Source organism: Pseudomonas sp. Fl5BN2, assembly GCF_009908205.1.
In the GTDB taxonomy this organism is placed as follows: domain Bacteria; phylum Pseudomonadota; class Gammaproteobacteria; order Pseudomonadales; family Pseudomonadaceae; genus Aquipseudomonas.
Map to the genome: position 1 here is coordinate 1 of NZ_JAAARL010000027.1, position 23579 is coordinate 23579.

General features: G+C 60.7%; 18 protein-coding genes. 1 reads left to right on the forward strand and 17 read right to left on the reverse strand.

Features of this window, described 5'->3' with window-relative positions; genetic code table 11:
* Positions 1–377: 377 nt before the first annotated feature.
* From GV819_RS28245 to GV819_RS28325, 17 genes are all read right to left on the reverse strand, one after another.
* Complete coding sequence (locus GV819_RS28245) at positions 378–1439, reverse strand: serine/threonine-protein kinase (protein ID WP_161759317.1); 1062 nt, start codon at positions 1437–1439, stop codon at positions 378–380.
* The gene (locus GV819_RS28250) at positions 1436–2164 is read right to left on the reverse strand and encodes a PP2C family protein-serine/threonine phosphatase (protein ID WP_161759318.1); all 729 of its coding nucleotides are present in this window, start codon (positions 2162–2164) and stop codon (positions 1436–1438) included. The genes GV819_RS28245 and GV819_RS28250 overlap by 4 nt, the downstream gene beginning before the upstream one ends.
* A complete protein-coding gene (tssM, locus tag GV819_RS28255) occupies positions 2164–5691 on the reverse strand; it encodes a type VI secretion system membrane subunit TssM (protein ID WP_161759319.1) in 3528 nt (1175 codons plus the stop codon). The genes GV819_RS28250 and tssM overlap by 1 nt, the downstream gene beginning before the upstream one ends.
* A gap of 14 nt (positions 5692–5705) precedes the next feature.
* A complete protein-coding gene (icmH, locus tag GV819_RS28260; protein ID WP_161759320.1) occupies positions 5706–6575 on the reverse strand; it encodes a type IVB secretion system protein IcmH/DotU in 870 nt (289 codons plus the stop codon).
* A 5-nt stretch (positions 6576–6580) separates the two neighbouring features.
* Positions 6581–7912, reverse strand: a complete 1332-nt coding sequence (gene tssK / locus GV819_RS28265) for a type VI secretion system baseplate subunit TssK (RefSeq protein ID WP_161759321.1) — start codon at positions 7910–7912, stop codon at positions 6581–6583.
* The gene (tssJ, locus tag GV819_RS28270) at positions 7909–8415 is read right to left on the reverse strand and encodes a type VI secretion system lipoprotein TssJ (protein WP_161759322.1); all 507 of its coding nucleotides are present in this window, start codon (positions 8413–8415) and stop codon (positions 7909–7911) included. The genes tssK and tssJ overlap by 4 nt, the downstream gene beginning before the upstream one ends.
* Positions 8416–8420: 5 nt before the next feature.
* Complete coding sequence (gene tagH / locus GV819_RS28275) at positions 8421–9617, reverse strand: type VI secretion system-associated FHA domain protein TagH (protein ID WP_161759323.1); 1197 nt, start codon at positions 9615–9617, stop codon at positions 8421–8423.
* 17 nt (positions 9618–9634) lie between these two features.
* A complete protein-coding gene (locus GV819_RS28280) occupies positions 9635–9775 on the reverse strand; it encodes a type VI secretion protein (protein WP_161759324.1) in 141 nt (46 codons plus the stop codon).
* An 89-nt stretch (positions 9776–9864) separates the two neighbouring features.
* Complete coding sequence (locus GV819_RS28285) at positions 9865–11382, reverse strand: sigma-54 interaction domain-containing protein (protein WP_161759325.1); 1518 nt, start codon at positions 11380–11382, stop codon at positions 9865–9867.
* 10 nt (positions 11383–11392) lie between these two features.
* Complete coding sequence (gene tssH, locus GV819_RS28290; protein ID WP_178125120.1) at positions 11393–14053, reverse strand: type VI secretion system ATPase TssH; 2661 nt, start codon at positions 14051–14053, stop codon at positions 11393–11395.
* Positions 14054–14059: 6 nt separating this feature from the next.
* Positions 14060–15067 (reverse strand): type VI secretion system baseplate subunit TssG, encoded by a 1008-nt coding sequence (gene tssG, locus GV819_RS28295; RefSeq protein ID WP_161759327.1) that lies wholly within the window; start codon positions 15065–15067, stop codon positions 14060–14062.
* Positions 15031–16818: a type VI secretion system baseplate subunit TssF gene (gene tssF, locus GV819_RS28300; RefSeq protein WP_161759328.1), complete on the reverse strand. Its 1788-nt coding sequence runs from the start codon at positions 16816–16818 to the stop codon at positions 15031–15033. The genes tssG and tssF overlap by 37 nt, the downstream gene beginning before the upstream one ends.
* A gap of 197 nt (positions 16819–17015) precedes the next feature.
* Positions 17016–17423, reverse strand: coding sequence for a type VI secretion system baseplate subunit TssE (gene tssE, locus GV819_RS28305; RefSeq protein WP_161759329.1), 408 nt, complete (start codon positions 17421–17423; stop codon positions 17016–17018).
* A 14-nt stretch (positions 17424–17437) separates the two neighbouring features.
* Positions 17438–18913, reverse strand: a complete 1476-nt coding sequence (gene tssC / locus GV819_RS28310; protein WP_161759330.1) for a type VI secretion system contractile sheath large subunit — start codon at positions 18911–18913, stop codon at positions 17438–17440.
* A gap of 27 nt (positions 18914–18940) precedes the next feature.
* Positions 18941–19444, reverse strand: a complete 504-nt coding sequence (tssB, locus tag GV819_RS28315) for a type VI secretion system contractile sheath small subunit (protein ID WP_161759331.1) — start codon at positions 19442–19444, stop codon at positions 18941–18943.
* 33 nt (positions 19445–19477) lie between these two features.
* Complete coding sequence (gene tssA / locus GV819_RS28320; protein ID WP_161759332.1) at positions 19478–21034, reverse strand: type VI secretion system protein TssA; 1557 nt, start codon at positions 21032–21034, stop codon at positions 19478–19480.
* A gap of 918 nt (positions 21035–21952) precedes the next feature.
* Complete coding sequence (locus GV819_RS28325; protein WP_306108862.1) at positions 21953–22246, reverse strand: aldehyde dehydrogenase family protein; 294 nt, start codon at positions 22244–22246, stop codon at positions 21953–21955.
* 332 nt (positions 22247–22578) lie between these two features.
* On the opposite strand from GV819_RS28325, the gene GV819_RS28330 reads away from it, so the two are divergent.
* Positions 22579–23526 (forward strand): dihydrodipicolinate synthase family protein, encoded by a 948-nt coding sequence (locus GV819_RS28330; RefSeq protein ID WP_161759333.1) that lies wholly within the window; start codon positions 22579–22581, stop codon positions 23524–23526.
* The last annotated feature ends 53 nt before the right edge of the window (positions 23527–23579 follow it).

Consider the following 23579-nt stretch of genomic DNA (forward strand, 5'->3'; position numbering starts at 1 on the left):
ATTGTTGCTCTCCTTGCTTGGACATACGGAAAACCGGAGGCCTGAATGGCCGGCCGGGCTCCAGGGACATATCAAGACTTGTGCCAGCTTAAAAATAACAATTACAAATCAATCAGTTACTGTATTTCCATGATTCAACAGCCTGTTTCAGGCCCGAGATCCCATGGAAAGTGCGCAAGAAGTTGCGCAGTACTGCGCAACTTCTTGCGCACTCCTCTGTACAGCCCCAGCCATCTCGCCTACAGCCATGTACCCACAGGGTTATCCCCATTGGAGTGCGCAACTTCTTGCGCATCAAGGCCAAAAGCCATCAAGGGCAATAATCGTTCTTGGACCGGCAACCTGGAGACAGCAATCAAGACTCCGTTGCTCAAGGCCTAAGCTCTGCACCGAGACCACCAGCGTGACCACCAGGGCGACTCCCCACGCATCGCGGCAACTAGTGCATCAAGGGTGGCGCTGCGCTCTTGCACATTGAAAGCCAGCGCCGAGCGCAGCACCGGCCAGCAATGCCGGGGAAGATGCTTTGGCGCCTGCAGCGTGCGATCCAGGCGTTGATCACGGGCCTGGGTCGACGGCAACCTCCGGAAGGGATGTTTGCCAGTGGCCAGTTCAAAGATCACACAAGCAACGGCGTACAGATCGGCAGCGGCCGACAAGGCACCGCCTTCCAACAATTCGGGCGCCGCGTAGCCAAGGGTCCAGGCATTGAAGCGGGTGCGGCTCAGGTGAGGCAAACCAGGCAAGACACCCGCCTCGGCCTGGCCCAGGCCGAAGTCGAACAAGCGCACGCCTTCTTCGCTGAGCATCACGTTGCTCGGCTTCAGATCCCCATGCAGCACGCCACGTCCGTGGCTATAGGCCAGGGCGTCGAGTAACGGCACGACTACCTCCTGCAGGGCTTTCCACGGCAGTCCGCTCGGGTGTTCGCAGAGCAGCTTGTCCAGCGTCAGCCCCCGCATCAGCTCCATGGTGATGAACGCGCACTGACATTGAGCATCCACTTCAAAGCTGTGCAGACGCACGATGTTCGGGTGACACAGGCGTCGAGTCAGGGCGAACTCGCTGTAAAGCACCAGGCCTGCATCCGGTGACTCGGCAAACTCTTCGCTCAAGACCTTGAGCGCGATGTAAGGATCGGGATCACCAAACTGCTCATGCAGCAGGTCACGCGCCCGATAGACCGTGCCCATGCCCCCTGCCCCCAACAGACGCTCAAGTCGATAGCGACCCGCCAGCAGCACCGGCACCGCGGCGACCGGGGCAGCTTCCACAGGCTTGGGCCTGGAACCTTTCCTCCGCCGGCTGCGGCCCTTGCCCTTGGGCTGCGCCACGGCGACTGAAACGGGCTTGGGTTTGACGAAGGCGAAATAGGTCAAGTCATTGGCCTCTGCCTCGCTGACCAGAATATCCTCCCCATCGGGTTTCAGATCACTCATTGGCGAATCACCACAGCCGTCAGATTGTCTCGGGCCGAGCCGCGCAATGCCCCCTCGAACAGGCGTTCCAGGGCAATCCGCGGCGACGCCAGGCTCAAGGCCCTGCCCAACGCATCCCGGGTCAGCCCCTGGTACAGGCCGTCGCTGCACAGCAGGAAAACATCACCCGCACGGACCTCGAACTCCAGCACATCCAGGGTCAAGCGCTCGCTGGCACCCACCGCACGAGTCAGGGCATTGGCGTCGGGGTGGGCGCTGGCCTGTTCCGGGCTCAGCTGTTGCTCGTCAACCAGTTGCTGCATCAACGAGTGGTCCCTGGACAGTTGGTACAGGCACTGCCCGCGCCACAGATAACAGCGACTGTCACCGGCCCAGATACAGGCTGCGCGGTTGCCCTCCAGCAACAGCGCGACCACGGTACTGCCAACGATGCTGTCATGCCGCCCGGCAGTGACCGTCAACTCTTGGCCCAGACGCCGGTTGAGCCAATGCAGGCACTGGCGCAAGTCGTTGAGCCGGCCCTCGAAACTGTCATGCCGCGCCAGGTCCGCCAGGCTGGCGACAATCAACTGGCTGGCAACGTCACCGCTCTGATGACCGCCCATGCCATCCGCGACCACCCAGAGCCCCTGCTCCGGGCAATCGAGAAAGGCATCTTCATTGCGCAGCCGAACCTTGCCCGGATCGGTCCGCGCGGCGCTGCGCCAGGTACTGGCAACCCACATCAGAGCTGCGCCGGCATACGGAAGGAGCGCAGCACGCTCATCTCGAACGGGTTCGGCGTGCGTTGGCTCAGCAACAGATAATTGGCCCGCAAGCCACCCAGTTCAGCCTTGAGCACCAGTACATCACGACCGGTCAGGTATTCGGTCTGCATCAGGTCGAACAGACGGAACAATGACCAGGGCCCGGTGTTTTTCTCGATACCGATCGGCCGGCCGGCTATCTTGTCCAGCACCAGGCTGGCTCGACCCTCTTCGGCATCGGTCGGCCACTTGAAGGACATCGGCACAATCGGTCCGTGGCGGTATTCCAGTTGCTGGTTGCCGAAGCGGAACTCGGCCCGGCTGACCGCTGGATCGAGGGTGTACGGCTCAAGCCTGAACTGCACCTGCGGCTCGGCCGGATTCTGGGCAAAGAACCCCTGGCGAATCACTTGCGCGGCGACCATCTGCTCAAGGTAGGCCTTGTTGATCGGCAGGCTTTGGCCATCGATGCTGCGCAGGCGGTAGCTGCCTGGATCACCGCTGACGAAAGCGCGGATGTAGGTGTCGAAGAAACGCTCGGCGATGCCCTGGGCCTTGAAGAACTCGCGAAAATCGTTGATCGCCACATCGCTGCTGCTATGGGCGTTGAACGGATAACGCTTGCTGATCGCCTTGCCGTAGAAGCTGTACAACTCGCTCTGATAACGCTGATTGAGGTACTGGTACGAGTCGTTGAGCACCAGACGCCAGGTGTCTTCGGCCAACATGTTGAACCACAGGCTCACCGGCCGTGGCAGACGCCCAGAGGCATTGCGCAGACTGCTCAAAGCATCGCGCTGGCCACTCATGCGCACCTTGGCCATCTCGAACGCGGCCTGGTCAGGCTGGCTGGCCCTGGCCAGGCTGGACAGCTGCAGTTGCAGGTCGTTCAGCGCCTGTAGCGCCGGGGTCAGGTCAGCCGCCGGGCCGTTGTTGTCATCCAGCAAGCGATGCAGGGGTTCGAAACGCCGTTGCAGCGCCTTCTTTGCCGTATCCGGCAGGCTCTTGGCGAGCGCCTGCTGGGCCTTCCCCGCGACGGCGGCCAGCACCTTGCCCTGCACGCCGCCCTGGTCCGCCGCCTTGTCCGCGGACGCGGCGACCTCGTCAGCAGGCTCGACAATGCTCTGGAAACGGGTGTTCTCACGGATCTCCACCAGCAACTGCAACAACGGCGAGTTGGCCGCGGTCAGACTGGCCAGCTGTTCGGCCCCTTCACCGGCATCGCTGAACGGCGGCAGGCTGACCTGGCCCACGGCTTCGCTCCAGTGGTTGGCGTAGTCGCGAAAGTACAGTTGCTCCAGCTCGACCATCAGCCGATGCAAATCCATGCCGCTGATTCCCGAGCCTTCGCCCAGCACCCAGTTGTCCCGCAGGATATCGGTGACCAGGGCCGAGCCCTGGATCGAGAAATACTGCTGATAACCCTGCTGGGTATAAAAACCGGGAATCACATAGTCGGTACCGACAAACAGGCCACCTTGTGGCCCCAGGTGCTGGCTCAGACGGTATTGCGGCAAGCTGCGGGCTTGTTCGCGCAGCACCCGGTAGACCACGTTGGCCAGCGATTCGCTGCGCAGCACCTGACGGGCCTGGCCCACCAGTGCATCGTTGAGCGGGTAACTGAACGGCAACTCGAGCAGGCGCTCGAAGTGCCCATTCAGGCCGTTCTGCAAAGCCGTGTTGCCGGCATAGCGGCTGGACCAGTCTCGAGCCACCCAGTCCTTGAGCAGGGACGGATCCCGGCGATCCTGCATGTTCAGCATCAGGTAGGCCCGCAGGCTGTTGAGCAGGCGTTCGCGGTCGCGCATGTTGGCTCGAATCTGCCCTTCGAGCATCTGCGCGACTCTTGGCAGCAGTTGCTCCTGCAACTCACGCTCATAGGCACTCAGGACCAGCGGATTGCTAGCGTCGCCTTGATACAGTCCGCCACGCTCATGCAACGACACATTGCCCTCGGGCGCAAAGACCTGAGTGGCCGCATAGCGGGTGTCGAGAAGCTTGAGCAGTGTCGGTGCATCGTCACGCGCAGTCAGGCTCGTGCGTTGCTCGGTCCAGGCCTGCGCCAGGGAACGCAATTGCTCCAGGCGCCCGTGGTTGGCCGAGAAGCTCCCCGTCCACAGCAGGCCAAACACCGCCAGGGCTGCCAGGGCGCCGATATACATGGCGCGCTGGCCCCAGTGAATGCGTCGGCGCTCACGCTGGTCCAGGCCGGCCAGGTTGGCCTCGGGGAAGATCACCCGGCTCAGCAAGTGGTGAATGAACCGCGCCCGACCGCTGCGCAGGGTCGGCAGGACAGCGGCCGCCATGCCCAGGTTAGAACCGATACTGGCGGTATCCTGATCGAGTTGTTCAAGCAGGTGGGGCGCACTGGTCAGGTAAAAACCACGTAGCTGGGTGGGCCGCTGATAGCGATTGCCGGTGAACGCCATGTCGACGAACAGGCACAGGCGCTCACCGATCTGCCCCAGTTGGTGCGGGAAGTCGAGGATGCGGCCACGGCGCTGGGTGTCTCGCTCCTGGTGCATGCGCATGATCACCTGGCTGTTCAAGCGCCGCAGCAACTCCTCGAACTCCTGGCGCAGTACCGCTACATCGGTGCCGCTTTGTTCCTGGCCAAAACTGGTGCCGAGTACCTGATCGCTTTCCTCGCGACTCATCTGGTCAAAGAACTCATCAAACCCCGACAGTTGGTCAGCCTTGCTGAGTACCAGGTAGACCGGCACATCGACGTGCAGCTTCTGATGAATCTCCTGCAAGCGCATGCGCACCTGGTGCGCCAGGGTATCCAGCGCCTGCTCATCATCGCTCAGCAGTGCCTCCACCGGGAGGGTCACCAGTACGCCATTCAGTGGACGACCGCGATGACGCCTGCGCAACAGGCCGAGCAAGGTGCTCCAGGCACTGGCGTCGACGTCGGCAGCCGCTTGGGTCAGGTAGCGGCCTGCGGTGTCGATCAGTACACCATGCTCGGCGAAGTACCAGTCACAGTGACGAGTACCGACGGTGTCGCGGGTCAGCTTGCGGCCCATCTTGTTGAGTGGGAATTCCAGCCCCGAAAAATCCAGCAGGCTGGTCTTGCCGCTGTCTGGCGGACCGATCAGCAGGTACCAGGGCAAATCATTGCGCCAGCGCTCGCTGCGGCCGCGATACAGGCTTGAGCTCTTGAGGGTGCGCATTGCGTCCTTGAAGCGCTCATGCAACTCCTTGTGCTCCTGGTCGATCAACTCGTCACGATGGATGCGCTCCTGCCCTGCCTCGCTGTCCTCGACGGCTTTCTTGCGCACTCCGGAGCGCCAACTGACGAAGACCATCGCCAAGCCCCAGAGCAGGAACGACAGGCTGATGGTCAGCAGGCGCGAGGTTGCGCCGGCCCAGAACTTATAGTCGTTGACCGCCAGCAGCGGCCCGACGAACCACACCAGCACGGCCACGAAAAGCACCAACAGCAGCGTCCAGACCCAGGTCTTGCGCAGGAAGGCGCCGGCTTTCTTGAAGAAATTATTCATCACACGTCCCTGTCTTACTGCTGGGGCTGGACCGCCACCGAGTCAAGCGGCTGATAAGTCTGCAATACGCTTTCGCGCTGCTGGCCAAGTACCCAGGCGAACCCCGAGTACATCACCACCAGGCACACCACCGTGAACAGCGCAACCGTCCACCAAGGCACGATGCGCACCAGGCTGCGACGCTGATCGCGCAGCCCTTCCCAGCGCGGCGAAAGCTCACGGGGCACATCGCCACGCAACTGCCGAATCTGCCGGTACAGCGCATCGCGAATCCCTTCGAGTTCGAGCATGCCGCGGGATATGACTCGGTACTTGCCCTCGAACCCCAGCGACAGGCATAGGTACATCAGTTCCAGCATCGGCAGGTGCTTGACCGGGTTCTTCGACAAGCGATCCAGCAACTGGAAGAACTTCTCGCCGCCAAAGGTTTCGTTGTGGAAGCTGCTGAGCAGGCTCATTTGCGACCACTTGCTTTCGTTGCCCCAGGAGGTGGTCACCACCGCCTCGTCGACCACCGTACACAGCACATAGCGTGCGGCCATCACCTGGCTACTTTGCGCACCGTTTTGCAGGGCCCGCACATCGAACTGCTTGAGGCTGGCGCTCAGGCGCGCGTTGAGCGCCGGCAGGTCTTCAGCGGTGTCGCTGTGCTTGAGTCGAACCACTTCCGACAGCAGGTCGGACGCCGCCGCCACCAGTGCGTTGAGGCCGACGCTGAAGGATTGTGCGGGGCCCAGGCGCGCGGCATAGATCATCCGCTCTTCCAGCTGTTCGAAACGCGGTGGTTCAGCGAAGTCGGTCAGCGGGCTTTGCGCCGGGCCATGTCCATGACGGTCAAGCAGGACGGTCTTTTCGTCCTGAGGGTGTTCCATGTCCTTGATCATGTCGGTCAGTTCCTAATGGCCCAGAATTTCAATTCAAGCTCGGCGAACTCACCGGACACGTGGAAGGCGAAACCACCCGAGCGCTCCAGTTGTGCCAAGTCCTCGGGGCTGAGTTCGAGGATGAAATAGGTTTTATTGGAGTGGAAAGCGATCTGCCGCGGGGCCACTGGCAAGGGCCGGACCTTGATCCCCGGCAGGTGCAGGTTGACCAACTGACGAATGCTTTCCACCGGCCCGACCTTGAGGTGCGCCGGCAAGCGATGCCGCAGCTCTTCGGAGTCGCAGTTGGCACTGGCGGCGAGCACAAACGAGGCCGAGCCCAGCAGTTTGTGGTCATGCAGCGGCGACACCAGCACCCCGTATTGGCGGGGTTGCAGCAGCAACTCGATGGCGTGCTGCTCGAGCACCATCGACAGCACCTGGCGAATCGCATCCATCAGTTTGCGGAAGCTCAAGCCCTGGTCGCTGTGCTGATAGCGGCTGTCCAGTCGCGGGCGCTTGCTGTCGCTGGCGAACGTCGCCAGCTCGCCAAGCATGCTCAGCAGCGTGCGATAGAGCTCTTCCGGGTGGACATGCTGAAGCTCCAGGTAATGCCGCAACAGCAACTCGGTGCGGTTGATCAGTTGCAGCATCATGAAGTCGCCAACCTCGGCGCCACCCACCTTGCCGTTGGAGCGAATGCGCTCGGCGATGGTGTCGCCCCGATGGCTGAGCATGCTGATGATTTCTTTCAGGCACGACAGCAGATAGGCGGAGGAATGGGTGTGCAGGAAGGTCGGCACAAAATCCGCATCAAGGCTGATCACGCCATCGGGGGTCGCGTCCAGCACTTCACAGATCTTCAATTTGACGTAGGCCTGCTCGCTCTGCTGCTCACCCAGCAACAGACGGAAGTCCGGGCGAGCACAGCTGAGTTGGCTGCTGGAGTCGTCACCGGCGTTGGAGTCGGCGATTTCCGCCTCGTAGACGGTGTAGCGCGCCAGCACATCGGACTGCTCTGGACGACGTGACTCGATATGGTTGCCAGTGACCAGCGGTAGTGCCAGGTAGACCGGCGTATTCCCCGTATTGGGCGGCACATCCAGGGCCAGCGGCTCGGTGTCGCCCCCTAGCTCGAACAGACTGCCGTCGGGCAGGATCCCAGAGGCCTGGCTGATCACCAGCTTGCCCATGTTGAGAAACTGCAGGTCGATCTCCAGCGCCAGGAACCCCCAGCTGTAGCTGCTCAGCAACTGGGTGCGGGTTTTCATCTGGTAGTCGTAGTAACGATCGTTGTGCTGGAAATGCTGGGGCCGCAGCAACATGCCTTCCTGCCAAATGATTTTATGCACGTTCATGAGTTGTCATCCGCTTGGGCGAACACTTCGTGGCTGTTGCGGATACCAGACTGGTCGAGGGTCAGACTGGCCTCGGTGACCTCCACCGGAGTGAGTTGCACCACATAGCGCCATTGGCTTTCCGGCAGGTCGCGATAGGCCGCAAGCACACCGACGAAACGGCTGCCGTTTTCGACCCGCAGCTTGAGTTCGACGCTTTCGCCCGGACGCAGCTCCAGCTCTTCGCTGGCCACCAGGTCCGGCGCCAGAGATTCCTTGGCGCGCTCGTAGAGGCTGAAAAAGTCGGCGTTCTCAAACGCTACCGGATGCTTGAGTTCCATCAGCCGTACCACGATCGGCGACGGACGCCCATTGAGGTCGGGGTTGAGCTTGTCGCTGGCGATCAGCTTCAGGTTCAGCTTGGTCACGGTCGAATACGGCGACATTGATGAACAGCCAGCCAACAGCGCCAGCGCCATCAACGCAGCCAGGGCTTTGCTTAGCAGGTGGGTACGGTGAGACATGCAGGTCATCCTTGATCGTCGATGTGAAGGGTGGAGATCAGACGGACCTGTTCTTCATAGGCCTGGGCGAAATCCCGCGCCAACAGGCGCTCATTCCAGTCAGCGTCCTGGCACAGCGTCTGGTGATAGCGGCGGTAAGCTCTCCAGCGACTGCCGGAAGTCGCCAGCCACGGCTGGCGACCATCGCGCTCGAAACGCAGGGTCAACTGCTGCGGCGAAAAGTGTTCGAGGGTGCTGCGTACCGCGGCGCGACTGGCGCTGAGCAGTGCCACCTGATGCGCCTGCAGATCGCGGAACGCACGGGAAATTGCTTGCTCGGCGGGCAGTTGCCCGGGCTTGTTACCCTGCAGCAGGATGCCCAGTACCGTTTCGGCATCCGCAGCCAGCTTGAGCGGGTTCTTACTGTGGTCCTGGGCCGTGGTGAGGGGCAGGCGCAGCTCGTTTTTCAGCTCGCGGCGCGTCCGCAGACTCTGCTGCAAGCCACCAATGCTCTGCTTGAGCAAGCGCGCGGCATTGATTGCCAATGCCTCACGGTGGTCATCATCAAGCCCCTTGAGATCGACACCCAGAACTGCAGCGAAACGCTGCCAGAAAGTTTCACTCTGACGCGCCACCTCCTGGGCTTCCGGCACGGCCTGCGGCTCAGGTGGCGCCACCAGCTCCGGCACCAGCAAGCGTTCCATATCGATGCGGGCATAGTCGGCTCGCGGTGCGGACTCCTGGTGCTGCAGGTTGAGCGCGCTCAGCTCGTCAAGCTGCGCCCCGCTCTGCTCCTGCTGTTGCAACGCCTTGAGTGGGTCAAGATCAAAGAAAGCGTTATCCGGAATGATGCTGCCGGCAGCCTGCGGGCGACCGGCTTCAAGCTCGAAGGTTTCCGGGGCTTGCAGCAGCCGCGCACGGATCTCGAAATCCCCCAGCACGTAGACACTGCCCTGCTCGATACGCTGGGGTTCACCCTTGCGCAGGCGCGCACCGCTGCCACTGTCCTGGATGCCATTGCTACTGGTATCGGTGAGGAAAAACCGCCCATCACGATAACTGACCAACGCATGATGGTTGGACAAATGGCGCCGGTGATCAGGAATCACCCACTCGCAATCCTCGCCCCGGCCGATGACTCCACCAGCCTGCCCGAAGGTTTTGCTGCTCAACTGCGCTGGCACGAACTGCTTGGTATTCAGCATTTCAAAAACCAGTTCCATGGTGATGCTCCTTGCGCTCACTTACCGCGATTGACCGCCTGCGGATCACCCAGTGGGCGATAGGTGCTGTCGTTGAATTTGTAATTGCCGCTACAGCCGCCGAGGCCAACAAGAACAACCAGGGCCAAGAGGACGGCTTGCCAGTGACGAACAGACATCAGAAGGTCTCCATAGGTAAGTGCACAAAACGCCCGCCCTTGCGGGCGCGCCGAGCAGTACGAAAAAGGGCTGAATGCGTCATGCATGGCTACACCTCGAAGTCGCCAAGATTGATATTCAGGCGCCCCAGGCGGTACAGCAGCGTGCGTCTGGGCAAGCCCAGTTCGCGGGCCGCCAGGGTTTGATTGCCGGCGTTCTTGCGCAGGCAATCGAGCAACAGATGACGCTCGACGTGCTCCAGTTGCTCGCGCAGGTTGAGGCTCAGGTCCTGCGGCAGGACTTCAATGCTCAGTGAAAAATGTTCAGCCAGAAGCTCGCCGCCTTCACAGAGCAGGACCGCACGCTCCACCTGGCCCTTGAGCTCGCGCACGTTGCCTGGAAAGGCGTAGCCAGACAGATGGTTGAGGGCCATGGGGGACCAGCTCAGCGGGTCGCGCTGGAGAAAGGCACAGGCTTTGTCGGCGAAGTGCCGGGCCAGCTCGAGAATGTCGCCTTCACGTTGACGCAAGGCCGGCAACTCGATCGGAAACTGAGCCAGGCGGTAGTACAAGTCTTCGCGGAACTTGCCTTCGCCGACCAACGCGACCAGATCGCGGTGGGTGGCGGCAATGATTCGCACGTCGATCCTGTGCGTGTCATTGCAGCCCAGCGGGCGGATCTCGCCGTCCTGCAGCACACGGAGCAATTTGGCTTGCAGGGACAGCGGCATGTCGCCGATTTCATCCAGCAACAGGGTGCCGCCATTGGCTGCGTCGAACAGCCCGGGTCGATCGCCGTCGGCGCCGGTGAACGCACCCTTGCGATAACCGAACAACTCACTCTCCAGCAGGTTCTCCGGGAACGCCGCGCAGTTCTGCACGATGAATGCCTGGGAGCGACGCGGACCGTAGTCATGAATGGCGCGCGCCACCACCTCCTTGCCGGTGCCGGTCTCGCCCCGCAGCAACACGGTGTAAGGGCTGTGCAGCACCTTGCTGATCAGTTGATAGGTCTGGCGCATTGCCGAACTGTTGCCGATCAAGCCATAACCGCTGGTGATGACCTCGGGCGGGAGAGCCACAGCCGGCTCACCCAGGGGGCAACGCAAACGTCGCAGCAATGCCAACTGCCCCAGGACAAATGACCCCAGTTGCCCCAGCGAGTCGGCAAAAACCTGCAGGTCGTCATGTTCAGGGCTGGCACACAGCAGCAGGCCCTCGACGGCCTTGCGCGAGTTGACCAGCGGTACGCACAACAGCGACTGCCACGACGCACTGCGGGCTGGCAGGAAGCTGGTTTCGTGAACGCTGTGGCTCAAGCCCACCAGGCTCACCACGCGGTTCTGGCACAGAGCGAACTGCAGCAGTGGCTCAGCGCTGTAGTCTGCCGGCTGGCTCGTCACTTCACGCGGCTGCAATAAGCCGTCCAGGCATTCGGCACTGAGCTGTAGACAGGTGTGGCTGGCATCGAGCAGGTACAGCTGGCTCAGCTCACAACCACTGAGCTGCGCCACGGCGCGGACAAAGTCGTCAAGCAGCACCGTACCTTCCGCGGCACGGGACAAGTCGGCAAATTGCGCCAGCAGTGCCTCTGCATAAACCAGCGGCTGCGGCACGCGCCTGAACATCAGCCCCACCTCAGGCGAACTCACAGGCCACGCTGCCGCTGCTATCGAGCGTTGCGTGCACACGCTTGAGGTGCTCGCCAGTGGCCATCGCATCCAGCAGGCGGTCGGCCACCAACGGCAGTACGTGCAAGTCGAGCAAATGGTCGATCAGGCGCGCGCCACTCTCGCTTTGAGTACAACGCTCGGCCAAGTGATCAACCAGGTCCTGGCAATGGCTGAAGTCGAGCTGACGCCGGTTCAGGCGCTCGCCCAAACGACCGAGTTTCATTTCGATCAGCTCGCGCAGTACCGGGCCACTCACCGGGTAGTACGGCACCACGCGCATGCGCGCCAGCAAGGCCGGTTTGAAGTGCTTGCTCAGTACCGGGCGGATGGTCGCTTCCAGATGCTCGGCGCTCGGTCGCTCACCGCTCTCGCACAAGGCGCTGATGTGTTCACTGGCCAGGTTCGAGGTCATCAGGATCAGGGTGTTGCGAAAGTCGATTTCACGCCCCTCGCCGTCGTTGGCCACGCCCTTGTCGAAGATTTGATAGAACAGGTTGAGCACATCCGGGTCAGCCTTCTCCACCTCGTCGAGCAGCACCACCGAGTACGGTTTCTGCCGCACCGCCTCAGTGAGCATGCCGCCTTCGCCATAGCCGACGTAACCCGGCGGCGCGCCGATCAGCCGCGACACGGTGTGTTTTTCCTGGAACTCGGACATGTTGATGGTGGTGATAAAACGTTCGCCGCCGTACAGCAGGTCGGCCAGGGCCAGGGCGGTTTCAGTCTTGCCGACCCCGCTCGGCCCCACCAGCAGAAACACCCCGACGGGCCCATCCGGTTTGTTCAACCCGGCCGCGGTGGCCCGCATCGAACGGTCCAGCGCATGCACGGCCTGTTCCTGGCCGCGAATACGGCGGCGCAGGTCCGTGGCGAAACTCGCCACCTTGGCGTTGTGCTCACGGGCCAGTTGCGCCAGGGGCACGCCAGTCCAGGCACTGATCACCTCAGCCACCAAGCGCGGGCAGACTTCGAAGCTGACCAGACGCTCGCGGACTTGTGCATCACCCAGGGCACGATGGGTTTGCTTTAGCGCCGCTTCCAGCGCTTCCACGCTTTGACCTTCCGGTACAGGTGCTTCGAGGATTTCGATCACGGTGCCTGCGGCGTCTTCTGCCACCGATAGCACAGGTTCTTGGTTGGCCGAATCGCGGGCCTTGGCCAGTTGCTGACGCAGTGCCAGCAAACGCTCGGCCAACCCACGCTGTTCGCTCCAGAGTTTTTCCAGTGCCTGCTGCTCATCCTCGGCGTCAACCAGACGCGCCTCGAGGGTATCCAGCGCCTCTTGGTCGATGACCAGACCGGCTTCGGCATCGCGACGCAGGGCCTGGCACTGCCGGCCGCCTTCAGCCAGTTCGCCGCGCAGGCGCTCCAGGCTTTCCGGCGCCGCAGCGAGGCTGATGCGGACCCGGGCACAGGCGGTGTCGAGCACATCGACGGCCTTGTCCGGAAGCTGGCGACCCGCGAGGTAACGGGCGGACAGTTCGGCTGCCGCCACCACTGCATCATCCCGCAGGTAGATGCCATGGCTTTTCTCGTAGACCTGGGCCAGGCCACGCAGGATGGTCACCGCCTCGGCAACGGTCGGTTCGTGCAGTTGCACGGGTTGGAAGCGACGGGCCAGGGCCGGATCTTTCTCGAAGTATTTTTTGTACTCGGTCCAGGTAGTCGCCGCGATGGTGCGCAACTCACCGCGGGCCAGGGCCGGCTTGAGCAGGTTGGCCGCATCGGAGCCGCCGGCATTGCCGCCCGCACCGATCAAGGTGTGAGCTTCGTCGATGAACAGAATGATCGGTTTTGGCGAGGCCTTGACCTCGTCAATCACCCCTTTCAGGCGCCGCTCGAATTCACCTTTGACGCTGGCGCCCGCTTGCAGCAGGCCCATGTCCAGGGCAAGCAGCTCAATGCCCTTGAGCACCGGGGGCACTTCACCGGCGGCGATACGCGAGGCCAGGCCTTCGACGATGGCGGTTTTGCCGACTCCAGCCTCACCGACCACGATCGGGTTGTTCTTGCGGCGACGAGCGAGGATGTCGATCATCTGGCGGATCGCATCATCGCGGCACAGCACCGGGTCCAGTTGGCCATCGCGGGCCTGTTGGGTGAGGTTGTGAGTGAAGCGCTGCAACAACGACTCGCCCTGGGCCGCCTTCACACCCGTCGCCGCCGGGGCGCTCTGCGCCAAGGCAAAGGCCTTCAGCCGTTCGATATCCAGCCGAGCCAGCAACGTTTGATAACGGCTGCCCGCGTAGCGCATCGGGTTACGCAACAGCGCCAGAATCAACGCCGCCTGTTCGACCTGGGTCTGCCCCAATTCGAGGTTGGCCACCAGCAACGCATCCTGCAGCCACTGCACCAGTTCCGGGGCGAACACCGGGTTGCGCGAAGCGCTGTGCTCGACCTGCGCCTGCAACGCCGCGCTCAATTCGCCCGCGTCTACTTCAGCATCCTGCAAGGCACGGGCGAGCAGGCCCTGAGGGCGCTCAAGCAAGCCCAGCAGCAGGTCTTCGACGAGGATCTTGCTGCCGCCACGGGCCACACAACGCTCGGCGCAATGCTCCAGGTCACGGCGGGTTTCGGCGTCCAGTGCCTGAATCAGTTGTTGCAGGTCCACGTTGATCATGTTCATCCGTCCTTAATGAATTTTGCTACCCAGGGTCACCACGCCATCGGCGTGTTCATGGCCCAGCCAGCTGGTCCAGCCCAGGCGGCAAGCGTTTTGCTCGCCAATGCGCAGTTCACGAATTTCCTCCTGGCGCAGCACCAGGCGAATGTCGTAGTCCAGCGGGTCACGCAGGGTGAAGCGCACCAGCGCGCACAGCGGCTGATAACCGAAACCGATCGGCAGGAATTCGTGGAAGCGTTGCCAGTCAAGCTGGCGGATATGAATGCGAAACTTGCCACTGCGGTCGCGTACCCGTTCGCCCAACACCAGGTCCTCGCCGAGCTGGCTGTTGGCCTGGCCCAGGCGGTTGCGCTGCTCGTCGAGAATCGCTACCCGGCGCTCGATGCACTGCTCGATCACCAGGTCCGCGTGCTTGAAGTAGTAACGCAGCACGGCTTCGATCAGCGCCGCCGAATGCGCGCGCAAACTGAGCAGCCCGAGGTACGGCAGCAAGCGTTTCCAGTTCAGTTCCCGGGCCTGGCGGATGTCTTCGCCACCCAGGCCGATCAAGGCAAACAACTGGGCGGAAAACGGGTCGAGGGCACCGCTCTTGAAACTGGCGCGGTAGCGGTATTTACGCCAGATCGGCAGCATCAGGCGTTGCAGGCGGTGGTGGAACAGATCGAGGAAATTGCGCGTCGGGTTACCCTCCTCGCTATCGCCCAGGGCCTGTTCGCCATAGAAGGCCGGCAGCGGCGAACTCGCGCCGAACAGCCCGATCAGGTTGAAACGCAGGCGTGCGCGCAGCAGGCCGCACTCTTCGAAAAACTCCACGCGATCGACGTCACTGCCAGGAAAACCCAGGCTCGGATTGGCCTGGAACTCCAGCTGATCATAGAGTTCCTCTTCGCTCAGGTACGGATGGGCGTCGCGTAATCGATCGACCACCAGCAGCACCGCCTGAAACAGCGAATACTCGCGTATTCCCTCGCTCAGCCGGCTTAAAGCAGGGGCTGCAGCCCCATGCGTGGTGCCCATTTGTACACCTCTCCCTGTGTACTTTTTACTCGCAGCTCGTGGTAGGAATTGAGACTGGCGTAAAGAGCAAAAAACTCGTTAAGAACCGACGCGAAAACGAACAGATCGCCTTCGCCGATATAACCTTGCGGATCGATACTCAGCTCGGTGCGCAAGCCGCGCAGCGGCAAGCCTCGGTGCAGGCGGTCGACGTGTTGGTGACGTATCGACTTGAGCCCACCGAGCAAACGCTTGCTGACCTTTTCCAGGTGCTGGTCGTAGTAGCGCGGCAAGTCGTAGGTTTCGAGGATCACCTTCAACGCATCAACGTTGGCCAGCGACAGGTAGTTGAGCGACATGTTGCTGATGAGTCGCCACAGGAAGTCGCGGTTCAGCGGTGGTGCGTAGCTCGACGTGACCGGGGTGATGTTGCGAAAGCTGAGGAACTCCGGAGTTTCCTCGCACAACTGGTTGATGTCGCCGAGCTTGAGCTGGCGCGGCAGGTTCTGGTTGGTGCACATCAGCTCGATCGACAGGGTTTCCTGGGCGTCGGTGTGGCGGGTGCCAAAGCTCAGGTAAGTGTCGAGGCCGTCGTGCAACAACGAAGAGCGCTGGCGGATGCTGTAGTGCGGACGGCTCTGCGGCACGTCGAAACTCGGATCATGCTCGAAGGACTCAAACGGTACATACGCCTGGTAACCCAGGCCGCCCGGTTTCCAGCCGGTGACGCTCTCAATGGAAAATACACCGCAGTTTTTCAGGTCGTATTTGCCGGGCAGCAACAGGTACTCGTCCTGCTTGCCATCGAGGCGAATCGGCAAGGCATCGTGCTTGAACAGGTTGACGATAGGCGTGCAGTAGAGCTTCACGTTGTCCAGGGTCGGACGCAGGCGCTGGGCGCCGCTGTTGCGAATGTCAAAGCGCAGTTCCAGGCCATGCATCTGCTTGAGGATGTCTTGCGGCAATGCCTGCAGCAGGTCCAGGCCAGTGAGATCGACGAACAGGAACTTGTCCTGGAAGGCAAAATACTCCTGCAAGTAGCGATAACCGCGGAAGGTGTTCAGCGGATACGGGATCAACGCCTCTTCTTCAGCGAAGCCCACGGGCTGCACATGGCTGCCCGCTATCTTGAACGACATGGGATCGCCATTGACCCCGGGCAGCGCTACACCCCCCGTCCCCAGCGGCACCAGTTCAATGCCCTCGAGGTTGCGCAACAGGCCGAGGTAAAGCATCTGGCTGATGTAGCGCTCACCGGCCAGGTGCAGGCGCAGGCGGCTCAGATTCAGCTCACCGAGATGACCGTCGCAGCTCATCTGCAACCGCAGGCTGAGCAATGCGCCATCGCCCTTGACCGAGTAGCTCAGCGCCGTCAGGTCAAGAGGCAGGACTTCAGTCGGGTAGCAGGTGCGAAAGCGACAGCGAACCTCATCGATCGGTTGGCTCTCCACCGGCGTATCTCGCGCTACCCGCTGAGCGGGCCCGGACTGCTGCAATGGCTCGAACTGCAAGATGCTGAAGGCTGGCAATGGCCGCATGTAGTTCGGCCACAGCAGATGCATCAGCGAATGGCTCAGTTCAGGCAGTTCGTCATCGAGTTTCTGGCGCAAACGCCCCGTCAGAAACGCAAACCCTTCGAGCAGGCGCTCCACATCCGGATCCCGCCCGGCCTGTCCCAGGAAGGGTGCCAGCGCCGGACTACGCTCGGCGAAGCGGCGACCCAACTGGCGCAACGCCGTGAGTTCACTTTGGTAATAGTGGTTAAAGGACATGGGCTGAATGCCTGGTAGTAGGAGTCGTGGATAACCTCGGTGCAACGCAGTTGCCGGTACGCACCCAGAGTCATCCCACTCGCCAGTGATCCCGCCGGCTTTCGCAGCGGATACGGGGCATCCAACCAAGGTCGTGGCCAGGGCAGTCACAAGGAGCACTGGCGCAGACTTCGGGGTTTCCTGTCATCGTGGTTTCCTTAACTGACCTTGACCTGTCCGCTGCCATCCAGGCAGGCGGAAAAACTGACCTGACGCTTGATCCCGTCGACCTCAAGCGAGCCTTCAATGCTGAACGCCAACTTGAGCGGGTCATGATCACGCGGCAGGGAAACGACACGCACCTGACTGAGCCGCGGCTCGTAGGCCTCGATGAAATGCTCGATGGCCTGGCGGGCCTGGCTCAGGGCGTCGTGCAAGCTCAAGCGCATGTCGTTGAGATCGGGCAACCCGTAATCGGACAGCGTCTGCACGCTGCCCGCACGGGTGCTGAGCATCTTGCCCAGATGGGCAGCCACCGATGCCATCGCGCAGGCCTCGCGGCTCCAGCCGACGCGCTGGTCGGCCTCTGCGTTCAAGCGTTCAAACAGGCTGCCGTATCCGTTCATGAGCGGGCTCCCGGTTACTCTTTGTCCAGCTTGCCAACCAGAGAGAGGGTGAAATCAGCCCCCATGTACTTGAAGTGCGGGCGCACGTTCAGGCTGACGCGATACCAACCCGGCTCACCTTCCACATCGCTGACGATGATCTGTGCTGCACGCAGTGGCCGCCGGCCACGGACCTCGGAGCTTGGGTTTTCCTGGTCGGCAACGTATTGACGGATCCACTTGTTGAGTTCCAGCTCAAGATCGGTGCGCTCCTTCCACGAACCGAGTTGTTCGCGCTGCAGTACTTTCAGGTAATGAGCCAGACGGTTGACGATCATCATGTACGGCAGTTGGGTGCCGAGCTTGTAGTTCAACTCGGCGGTCTTGCCTTCAGCGCTGATGCCAAAGAATTTCGGCTTCTGTACCGAGTTGGCGGAAAAGAACGCCGCGTTGTCACTGCCCTTGCGCATGGTCAGGGAGATAAAGCCTTCCTCCGCCAGTTCGTACTCACGACGGTCTGAAACCAGGACTTCGGTGGGAATCTTGGTTTCGATTTCGCCCATGCTTTCGAAGTGGTGCAACGGCAGGTCTTCCACCGCGCCACCGCTCTGCGGGCCGATGATGTTCGGGCACCAGCGGAACTTGGCGAAGCTATCGGTCAGCTTGGTACCGAACGCATACGCGGTATTGCCCCACAGGTAGTGCTCGTGGTGATTGGCAACGGTTTCCTTGTAGACGAAGGACTTGACCGGGTTCTCCTCCGGGTCGTACGGGTTGCGCAGGAGGAAACGCGGCAAGGTCAGGGCGATGTAGCGCGCGTCTTCCGATTGACGGAAGCTCTGCCACTTGGCGAATTGCGGGCCTTCGAAATGGTCCTTCAGATCCTTCAGGTCCGGCAGGCCAGTGAAGCTTTCCAGGCCGAAGAAATCCGAACCGGCGGCGGCGATGAACGGCGCATGGGACATGCAGGAAACGCTGGACACGTACTGCATCAGTTTCACGTCAGGGGAGCTGGGCGACATGAAGTAGTTGGCGATGATCGCACCCACCGGCTGGCCACCGAACTGGCCGTACTCAGCGGTGTAGATGTGCTTGTAGAGGCCAGCCTGCATCACTTCCGGCGAATCTTCGAAGTCGTCCAACAGATCCTGCTTGGAGACGTTGAGGATTTCTATCTTGATGTTTTCACGGAAGTTTGTGCGATCCACCAGCAGTTGCAGGCCGCGCCACGCCGACTCCAGCGACTGGAAGCTCGGGTGGTGGAGAATCTCATCCATCTGGTGGCTGAGCTTGGCATCAATCTCGGCGATCATCCGATCAACCATGGCCTTCTTGACCGGCTCACCGCTGTTCTGCGGCTTGAGCAACTCCTCGATGAAGGCTGATACACCGCGCTTGGCGATGTTGTAGGCTTCGTCGTTCGGCGTCAGGCGGGTTTCGGCGATGATGCCGTCGAGAATGCTGTACTCGCCATTCTCATTGCTTTTCTGTTGTGCGGCACGGGTAGTCATGGGTGTTGGCTTCCTTGGCTGATTGGGTCAGGCGTCTGCGGCTGCGGCGTTCAGGCCCAGTTCGCCAAGTACACGAACGCGGGCTTCGTCGTCAGCGAGAACGCCTTCGATGGCTTTGCGAAATGCCGGGGCGTTACCCAGCGGTCCCTTGAGTGCCACCAAGGCATCGCGCAGCTCCATCAGTTTTTTCAGCTCGGGCACCTGCTCTACCAGGCTGGCCGGGTTGAAGTCCTTCATCGAACTGACCCGCAGGCTCACCGCCAGCTCATCGGTGTCACTGTTCTCCTGAAGACGGTTAGGCACGCTCAGCGTCAGGCTCAGCTCTTGCTTGGCCAACACTTCATCGAAGGTCATTTTGTCGATGCTGATCGGCTTGCGATCCTCTACCTTGCGCTCGTCCACACGCTGGGTGTAATCGCCTATCGCCAATAGCTTCAGCGGTAGCTCAATCTCCTCCTGAGCACCGCCGGTTGCGGGTTTGAAGGTGACGTTGATGCGTTCCTTGGGGGCTACCGAGCCTTCTTTGGCCATGGGTTTTCTCCTTGCGATGATTGGCCCTGGGGCCTATTCGAGTACCACTTCGAGATCGAGGTGGCACAGCCTGCGATAAATCTCTTCCTTGCGTTCTCGCACTGCGTGGTTCTGCGGCAACAACTCACAGCAGCTATGCAGGAGGTGCAGCACTTCCAACGCAAGATCCGGCTCCCAGGCGTGCAGGCCCGAGCTTTGTAATTGTTGATCCAGGGTTTCCAGCTGGGTCTTGGCCAGCTCGTACTTCTTGGCGATGAAACACAGCCGCGCCAGGCTGAAATGCCAGAAGAACTTCACACGACCGCCTCGAGCGCTCTGCAAGCCCGGCTTGAGCACCTGAACCGCAGCCTTGAGACCATCCTTGCGCAGGATCGGCAAGACCTCTTCCAGGGCCTCTTCCCACACCGGCTGGCTGGCGCTGGCTTCGACCTGGCGCGGCGCACTGGTGCTGGACAGATGGGGCATGACATGGGCACTGATCCAGGCGCGAGTGGCTGGATCGGCAAAGGGGCTACCGTCGTGAAAGCGCAACTCGACCACACCTGGCAGGCGCTGCAGCAACAGCGCAAAGTGAAATTCGACTTCGCGCATCGCCTGGTCGGCGTTCAGCTCCTGCAGGCATTCCCAGACCAGGCGCTGCCCGTCGAACCAGAACGGTGCCCTGGCCAGGCTGGCCTCGAGTTCCAGCAGCAGATCGGCGAACTGCCCGCTGGCATAGCGTTCCTGGTAAGTCTTGAGCTTGTCCGCCGGGAGCCCGCGCAATGCCGTGACCTGCTCGGCATTGCGCTCGGGAACCGCGTCGATGGGTAACCACAGCATGGTGCGGTTAAGGCGCAAGGAGCGCATATCCGTGGACTTCTGCTTGAGCCACCAGGCGCATAGCGGCCGGGAGTGTTCCTGCAAGGCACGCAGGACCTTCTGCGCGTCCTTTTCATTGTCGATGGCAGACGCCGATGAGAAGAGCTGGGTCGCGGCCTGCTTGACCTGGGCCACCACCGCGCCCACCGCGCCGGATTCCGGCTGATGCTCGACGGTGCGCTGGATCATGCTCGACAGCCGTCGACAGATTGGCAGCAACAGGGGTGCGTCATCGCCGAGGTGCTGGGTCAGCACAGCGTCGAGTTTTTCCAGATTCAGCAGCAAACGGCGAAACAGCGGCAACTGCTCCTTGATCGCGATGTTCTCGCTGAAGACCTGCTCCAGTCGCGGCACCAGCCAACTGATGGCTGCACCCCGGGTACGCAGTTTACTGGGGTAGACCTCAAGCCAATGCTGCTCACACAAGCACTGCAGGAGGCCAGAACCGGCCAGCAGGCCAGAGAAGGACTCCCGCTGATACAACGCCCAGGTGAGCCAGGCCGCCACCCGCAGGTCCTTGGACTGCATGCGCAGCAGCGTCTCACTGCTTTCGAGCACTTTCAGCCAGTCGATCTGACCGCTTTCGTGCATGGACTGGGCTTTGCCCAACTCACTCTCAAGGGCCTCGTACTCGCTCGAAAAACGAACATCCGTGCCCGCAAAATCCCCTTTGGAAACAGAGGATTTGGCGAGCTCAAGATAATGAGCGGAGAGTTTATTTGAGTAGTTCATCCATGACCTGTTTAGAGCTTCCTGCTGAATAAGCAGCAAATGCGCTAAAAATATAACCGCTAAGCGACAAGTATTAACTTAAGAAAATTCCTAAACTGAGGGAAACAATTCCTTAATCAAGTCGACTTTCTTCCAAAAGTCTCCTCCGTGCTAAAATTTGTCGCCCTTATTCAGTTGATATACCTCGCTGTAATGCCAGGCCCAGACGGCTTTCAATGATGCGCCTGCGCAAATCAGTACGATACGTAGGAAGTAACCTCGGGCGGCTACAACCTCACCGGCGGACTGGCGCCAATACAGCAGTCAATACTGCTCGAAGCTTGTACATGCACAAGAATCAATGATTCGTAACAGGGGGATTTGGCAGCGTCACAGCTTCAAGGTCCGCGCCGGATTCCGTTCAAGCTCCTGGGTATCAACCAGCGGGTATAGGAAAAGCGAATTAAATAAAATTCGATATTATTCAGCAGCAACTAACTACTTTGCGTCGTTACATTCTGCGCAGCACATCCAGTAAAGCACCGAGCAAAAACAAGGCGTATATCCAGCACTGGCCCATTGAATTCAAAGGAGTTTCTTCCACAGCAGAAAGTATTAGTTATGAGTTTGTTTTCAGCATTCATCAACAACAAGCAGTTGAAGGCCCCAAGACAAGTTACTGAACTCTGCTCCTAACCATTTGAACATCACTTCAAACCGCGGACTACAGTTACACAGCTTCAGCCCGCATCAGCGTCCGTACCATCGAGTTCCTCTTCAAGTTCACACTCCCCTCCTGATTCGCAATCGACTGCGTGCGCTTCCATCGAGCGCGGTCGCGCCCCCAGATCAAGCATGATGTCGTTGTTGATTAGCACCAACCGCGCTGAAAAACCCCACAAGCAACTCGCCTGCCGTGGGGCTAAAGGACACCTCAGCTCAACTCCCAGCCCCAGGCTTCGCCGCTGTAGCGCGTGATCTGCTTGGTTTCCAGGTAGTTGTTGCAGCCCCCCCGATACCGTTCTGCTTGTAACCGCCCCAAGGGGCTTGGACAAAAGTCGCTTGCGAGCAATTGATCCAGGCAACCCCGGCGCGAAAACGCCGGGCAACCGATTCGCAGCGTGGAATATCACGGGACATGACGGCCGCTGCCAGGCCAAACGGCGAATCATTGGCCAAGCGTATCGCTTCGGCTTCGCTGTCGAATGCGCGCATCGACCCACTGCCACCCATCGCAATCTCCAAAACCTCTCGATCAATCAGTGGCGCCGCACAGTTAAGGGCAAAGGCGACGCGCGTCGCCTGCGCCAGCGATCTCTCCCGGTCGTGATGATTTTTTAAGATCGCTGACAACCCAGCGGGCTTGCCATCTGAATGGCCACGCACATTCCCGAGCTTTCTCAGCGACAGCCACCAACCGTCCTCTCAATCACCCTTTACAACATGCGGAATAAGAAATAACGTATACGATATTCGCAAATCAGGGTTTTCAGGTGGCCTTGCATTGCGAGCGACTGCCCTCCCTGAAAGGAGGCACTTACAAAACGAATATTCGAGAGGTCACAATGAGCGACAACATCTTCACCGGCACCATTCCTGCACTCATGACCCCGTGCACCGCTGATCGCAAGCCAGACTTCGATAAGCTCGTGGCCAAAGGCCGCGAAATGATCGAACTCGGTATGAGCGCTGTGGTTTACTGCGGCTCGATGGGCGATTGGCCACTACTGAGTGAGGCGCAACGTCAGGAAGGCGTCAGCCGCCTGGTTGCTGCGGGGGTTCCGACCATTGTCGGGACTGGCGCCGTGAACTCTAAAGAAGCCATTTCCCACGCTGCACATGCAGCCAAGGTCGGCGCCCATGGTTTGATGGTCATTCCCCGCGTGCTCTCCCGCGGCACTTCGCTTACCGCCCAGAAAGCCCACTTCGCTGCCATTCTCGAAGCTGCCCCCAACTTGCCGGCGGTGATCTACAACAGCCCGCACTATGGCTTCGCTACCCGTGCCGACCTGTTCTTCGAATTGCGCCGTCAATACCCAAGCCTGATCGGCTTCAAAGAGTTCGGCGGCGCTGTCGACATGCGTTACGCCGCTGAGCACATCACCTCCCAAGATGAGAACGTCATCCTGATGGCCGGCGTCGACACTCAAGTGTTCCACGGCTTCGTAAACTGCGGTGCCACCGGCGCTATCACCGGTATCGGCAACGCCTTGCCGCGTGAAATATTGCAACTGGTCGACCTGAGCCGGAAAGCCGCCAAAGGCAATGCCTGCGCCCGCCGCCAAGCCTTGGAACTGGAGTCGGCCCTGGCCGTACTTTCCTCCTTCGACGAAGGCACCGACCTGGTGCTGTACTACAAGCATTTGATGGTGCTCAACGGCGACACGGAATACACCCTGCACTTCAACGAAACCGACGTACTCAGCGATGCCCAGCGCAAGTACGTCGAAAACCAGTACGCACTGTTCCGTGAGTGGTACCGCAACTGGTCTGCAGAGCTGAACAAGGCCTGAGCCGCAAACGTCTATCAGAGGCGGCCCCTCCTGCGCGACCGCCCCGATCTACC

What these genes read in the sequence shown, in the direction of transcription:
- GV819_RS28245 (WP_161759317.1), bottom strand. Translation starts at nt 1,439, where the DNA reads ATGAGTGATCTGAAACCCGATGGGGAGGATATTCTGGTCAGCGAGGCA.
- GV819_RS28250 (WP_161759318.1), bottom strand. Translation starts at nt 2,164, where the DNA reads ATGTGGGTTGCCAGTACCTGGCGCAGCGCCGCGCGGACCGATCCGGGC.
- tssM (WP_161759319.1), bottom strand. Translation starts at nt 5,691, where the DNA reads ATGAATAATTTCTTCAAGAAAGCCGGCGCCTTCCTGCGCAAGACCTGG.
- icmH (WP_161759320.1), bottom strand. Translation starts at nt 6,575, where the DNA reads ATGATCAAGGACATGGAACACCCTCAGGACGAAAAGACCGTCCTGCTT.
- tssK (WP_161759321.1), bottom strand. Translation starts at nt 7,912, where the DNA reads ATGAACGTGCATAAAATCATTTGGCAGGAAGGCATGTTGCTGCGGCCC.
- tssJ (WP_161759322.1), bottom strand. Translation starts at nt 8,415, where the DNA reads ATGTCTCACCGTACCCACCTGCTAAGCAAAGCCCTGGCTGCGTTGATG.
- tagH (WP_161759323.1), bottom strand. Translation starts at nt 9,617, where the DNA reads ATGGAACTGGTTTTTGAAATGCTGAATACCAAGCAGTTCGTGCCAGCG.
- GV819_RS28280 (WP_161759324.1), bottom strand. Translation starts at nt 9,775, where the DNA reads ATGTCTGTTCGTCACTGGCAAGCCGTCCTCTTGGCCCTGGTTGTTCTT.
- GV819_RS28285 (WP_161759325.1), bottom strand. Translation starts at nt 11,382, where the DNA reads ATGTTCAGGCGCGTGCCGCAGCCGCTGGTTTATGCAGAGGCACTGCTG.
- tssH (WP_178125120.1), bottom strand. Translation starts at nt 14,053, where the DNA reads ATGAACATGATCAACGTGGACCTGCAACAACTGATTCAGGCACTGGAC.
- tssG (WP_161759327.1), bottom strand. Translation starts at nt 15,067, where the DNA reads ATGGGCACCACGCATGGGGCTGCAGCCCCTGCTTTAAGCCGGCTGAGC.
- tssF (WP_161759328.1), bottom strand. Translation starts at nt 16,818, where the DNA reads ATGTCCTTTAACCACTATTACCAAAGTGAACTCACGGCGTTGCGCCAG.
- tssE (WP_161759329.1), bottom strand. Translation starts at nt 17,423, where the DNA reads ATGAACGGATACGGCAGCCTGTTTGAACGCTTGAACGCAGAGGCCGAC.
- tssC (WP_161759330.1), bottom strand. Translation starts at nt 18,913, where the DNA reads ATGACTACCCGTGCCGCACAACAGAAAAGCAATGAGAATGGCGAGTAC.
- tssB (WP_161759331.1), bottom strand. Translation starts at nt 19,444, where the DNA reads ATGGCCAAAGAAGGCTCGGTAGCCCCCAAGGAACGCATCAACGTCACC.
- tssA (WP_161759332.1), bottom strand. Translation starts at nt 21,034, where the DNA reads ATGAACTACTCAAATAAACTCTCCGCTCATTATCTTGAGCTCGCCAAA.
- GV819_RS28325 (WP_306108862.1), bottom strand. Translation starts at nt 22,246, where the DNA reads ATGGGTGGCAGTGGGTCGATGCGCGCATTCGACAGCGAAGCCGAAGCG.
- GV819_RS28330 (WP_161759333.1), top strand. Translation starts at nt 22,579, where the DNA reads ATGAGCGACAACATCTTCACCGGCACCATTCCTGCACTCATGACCCCG.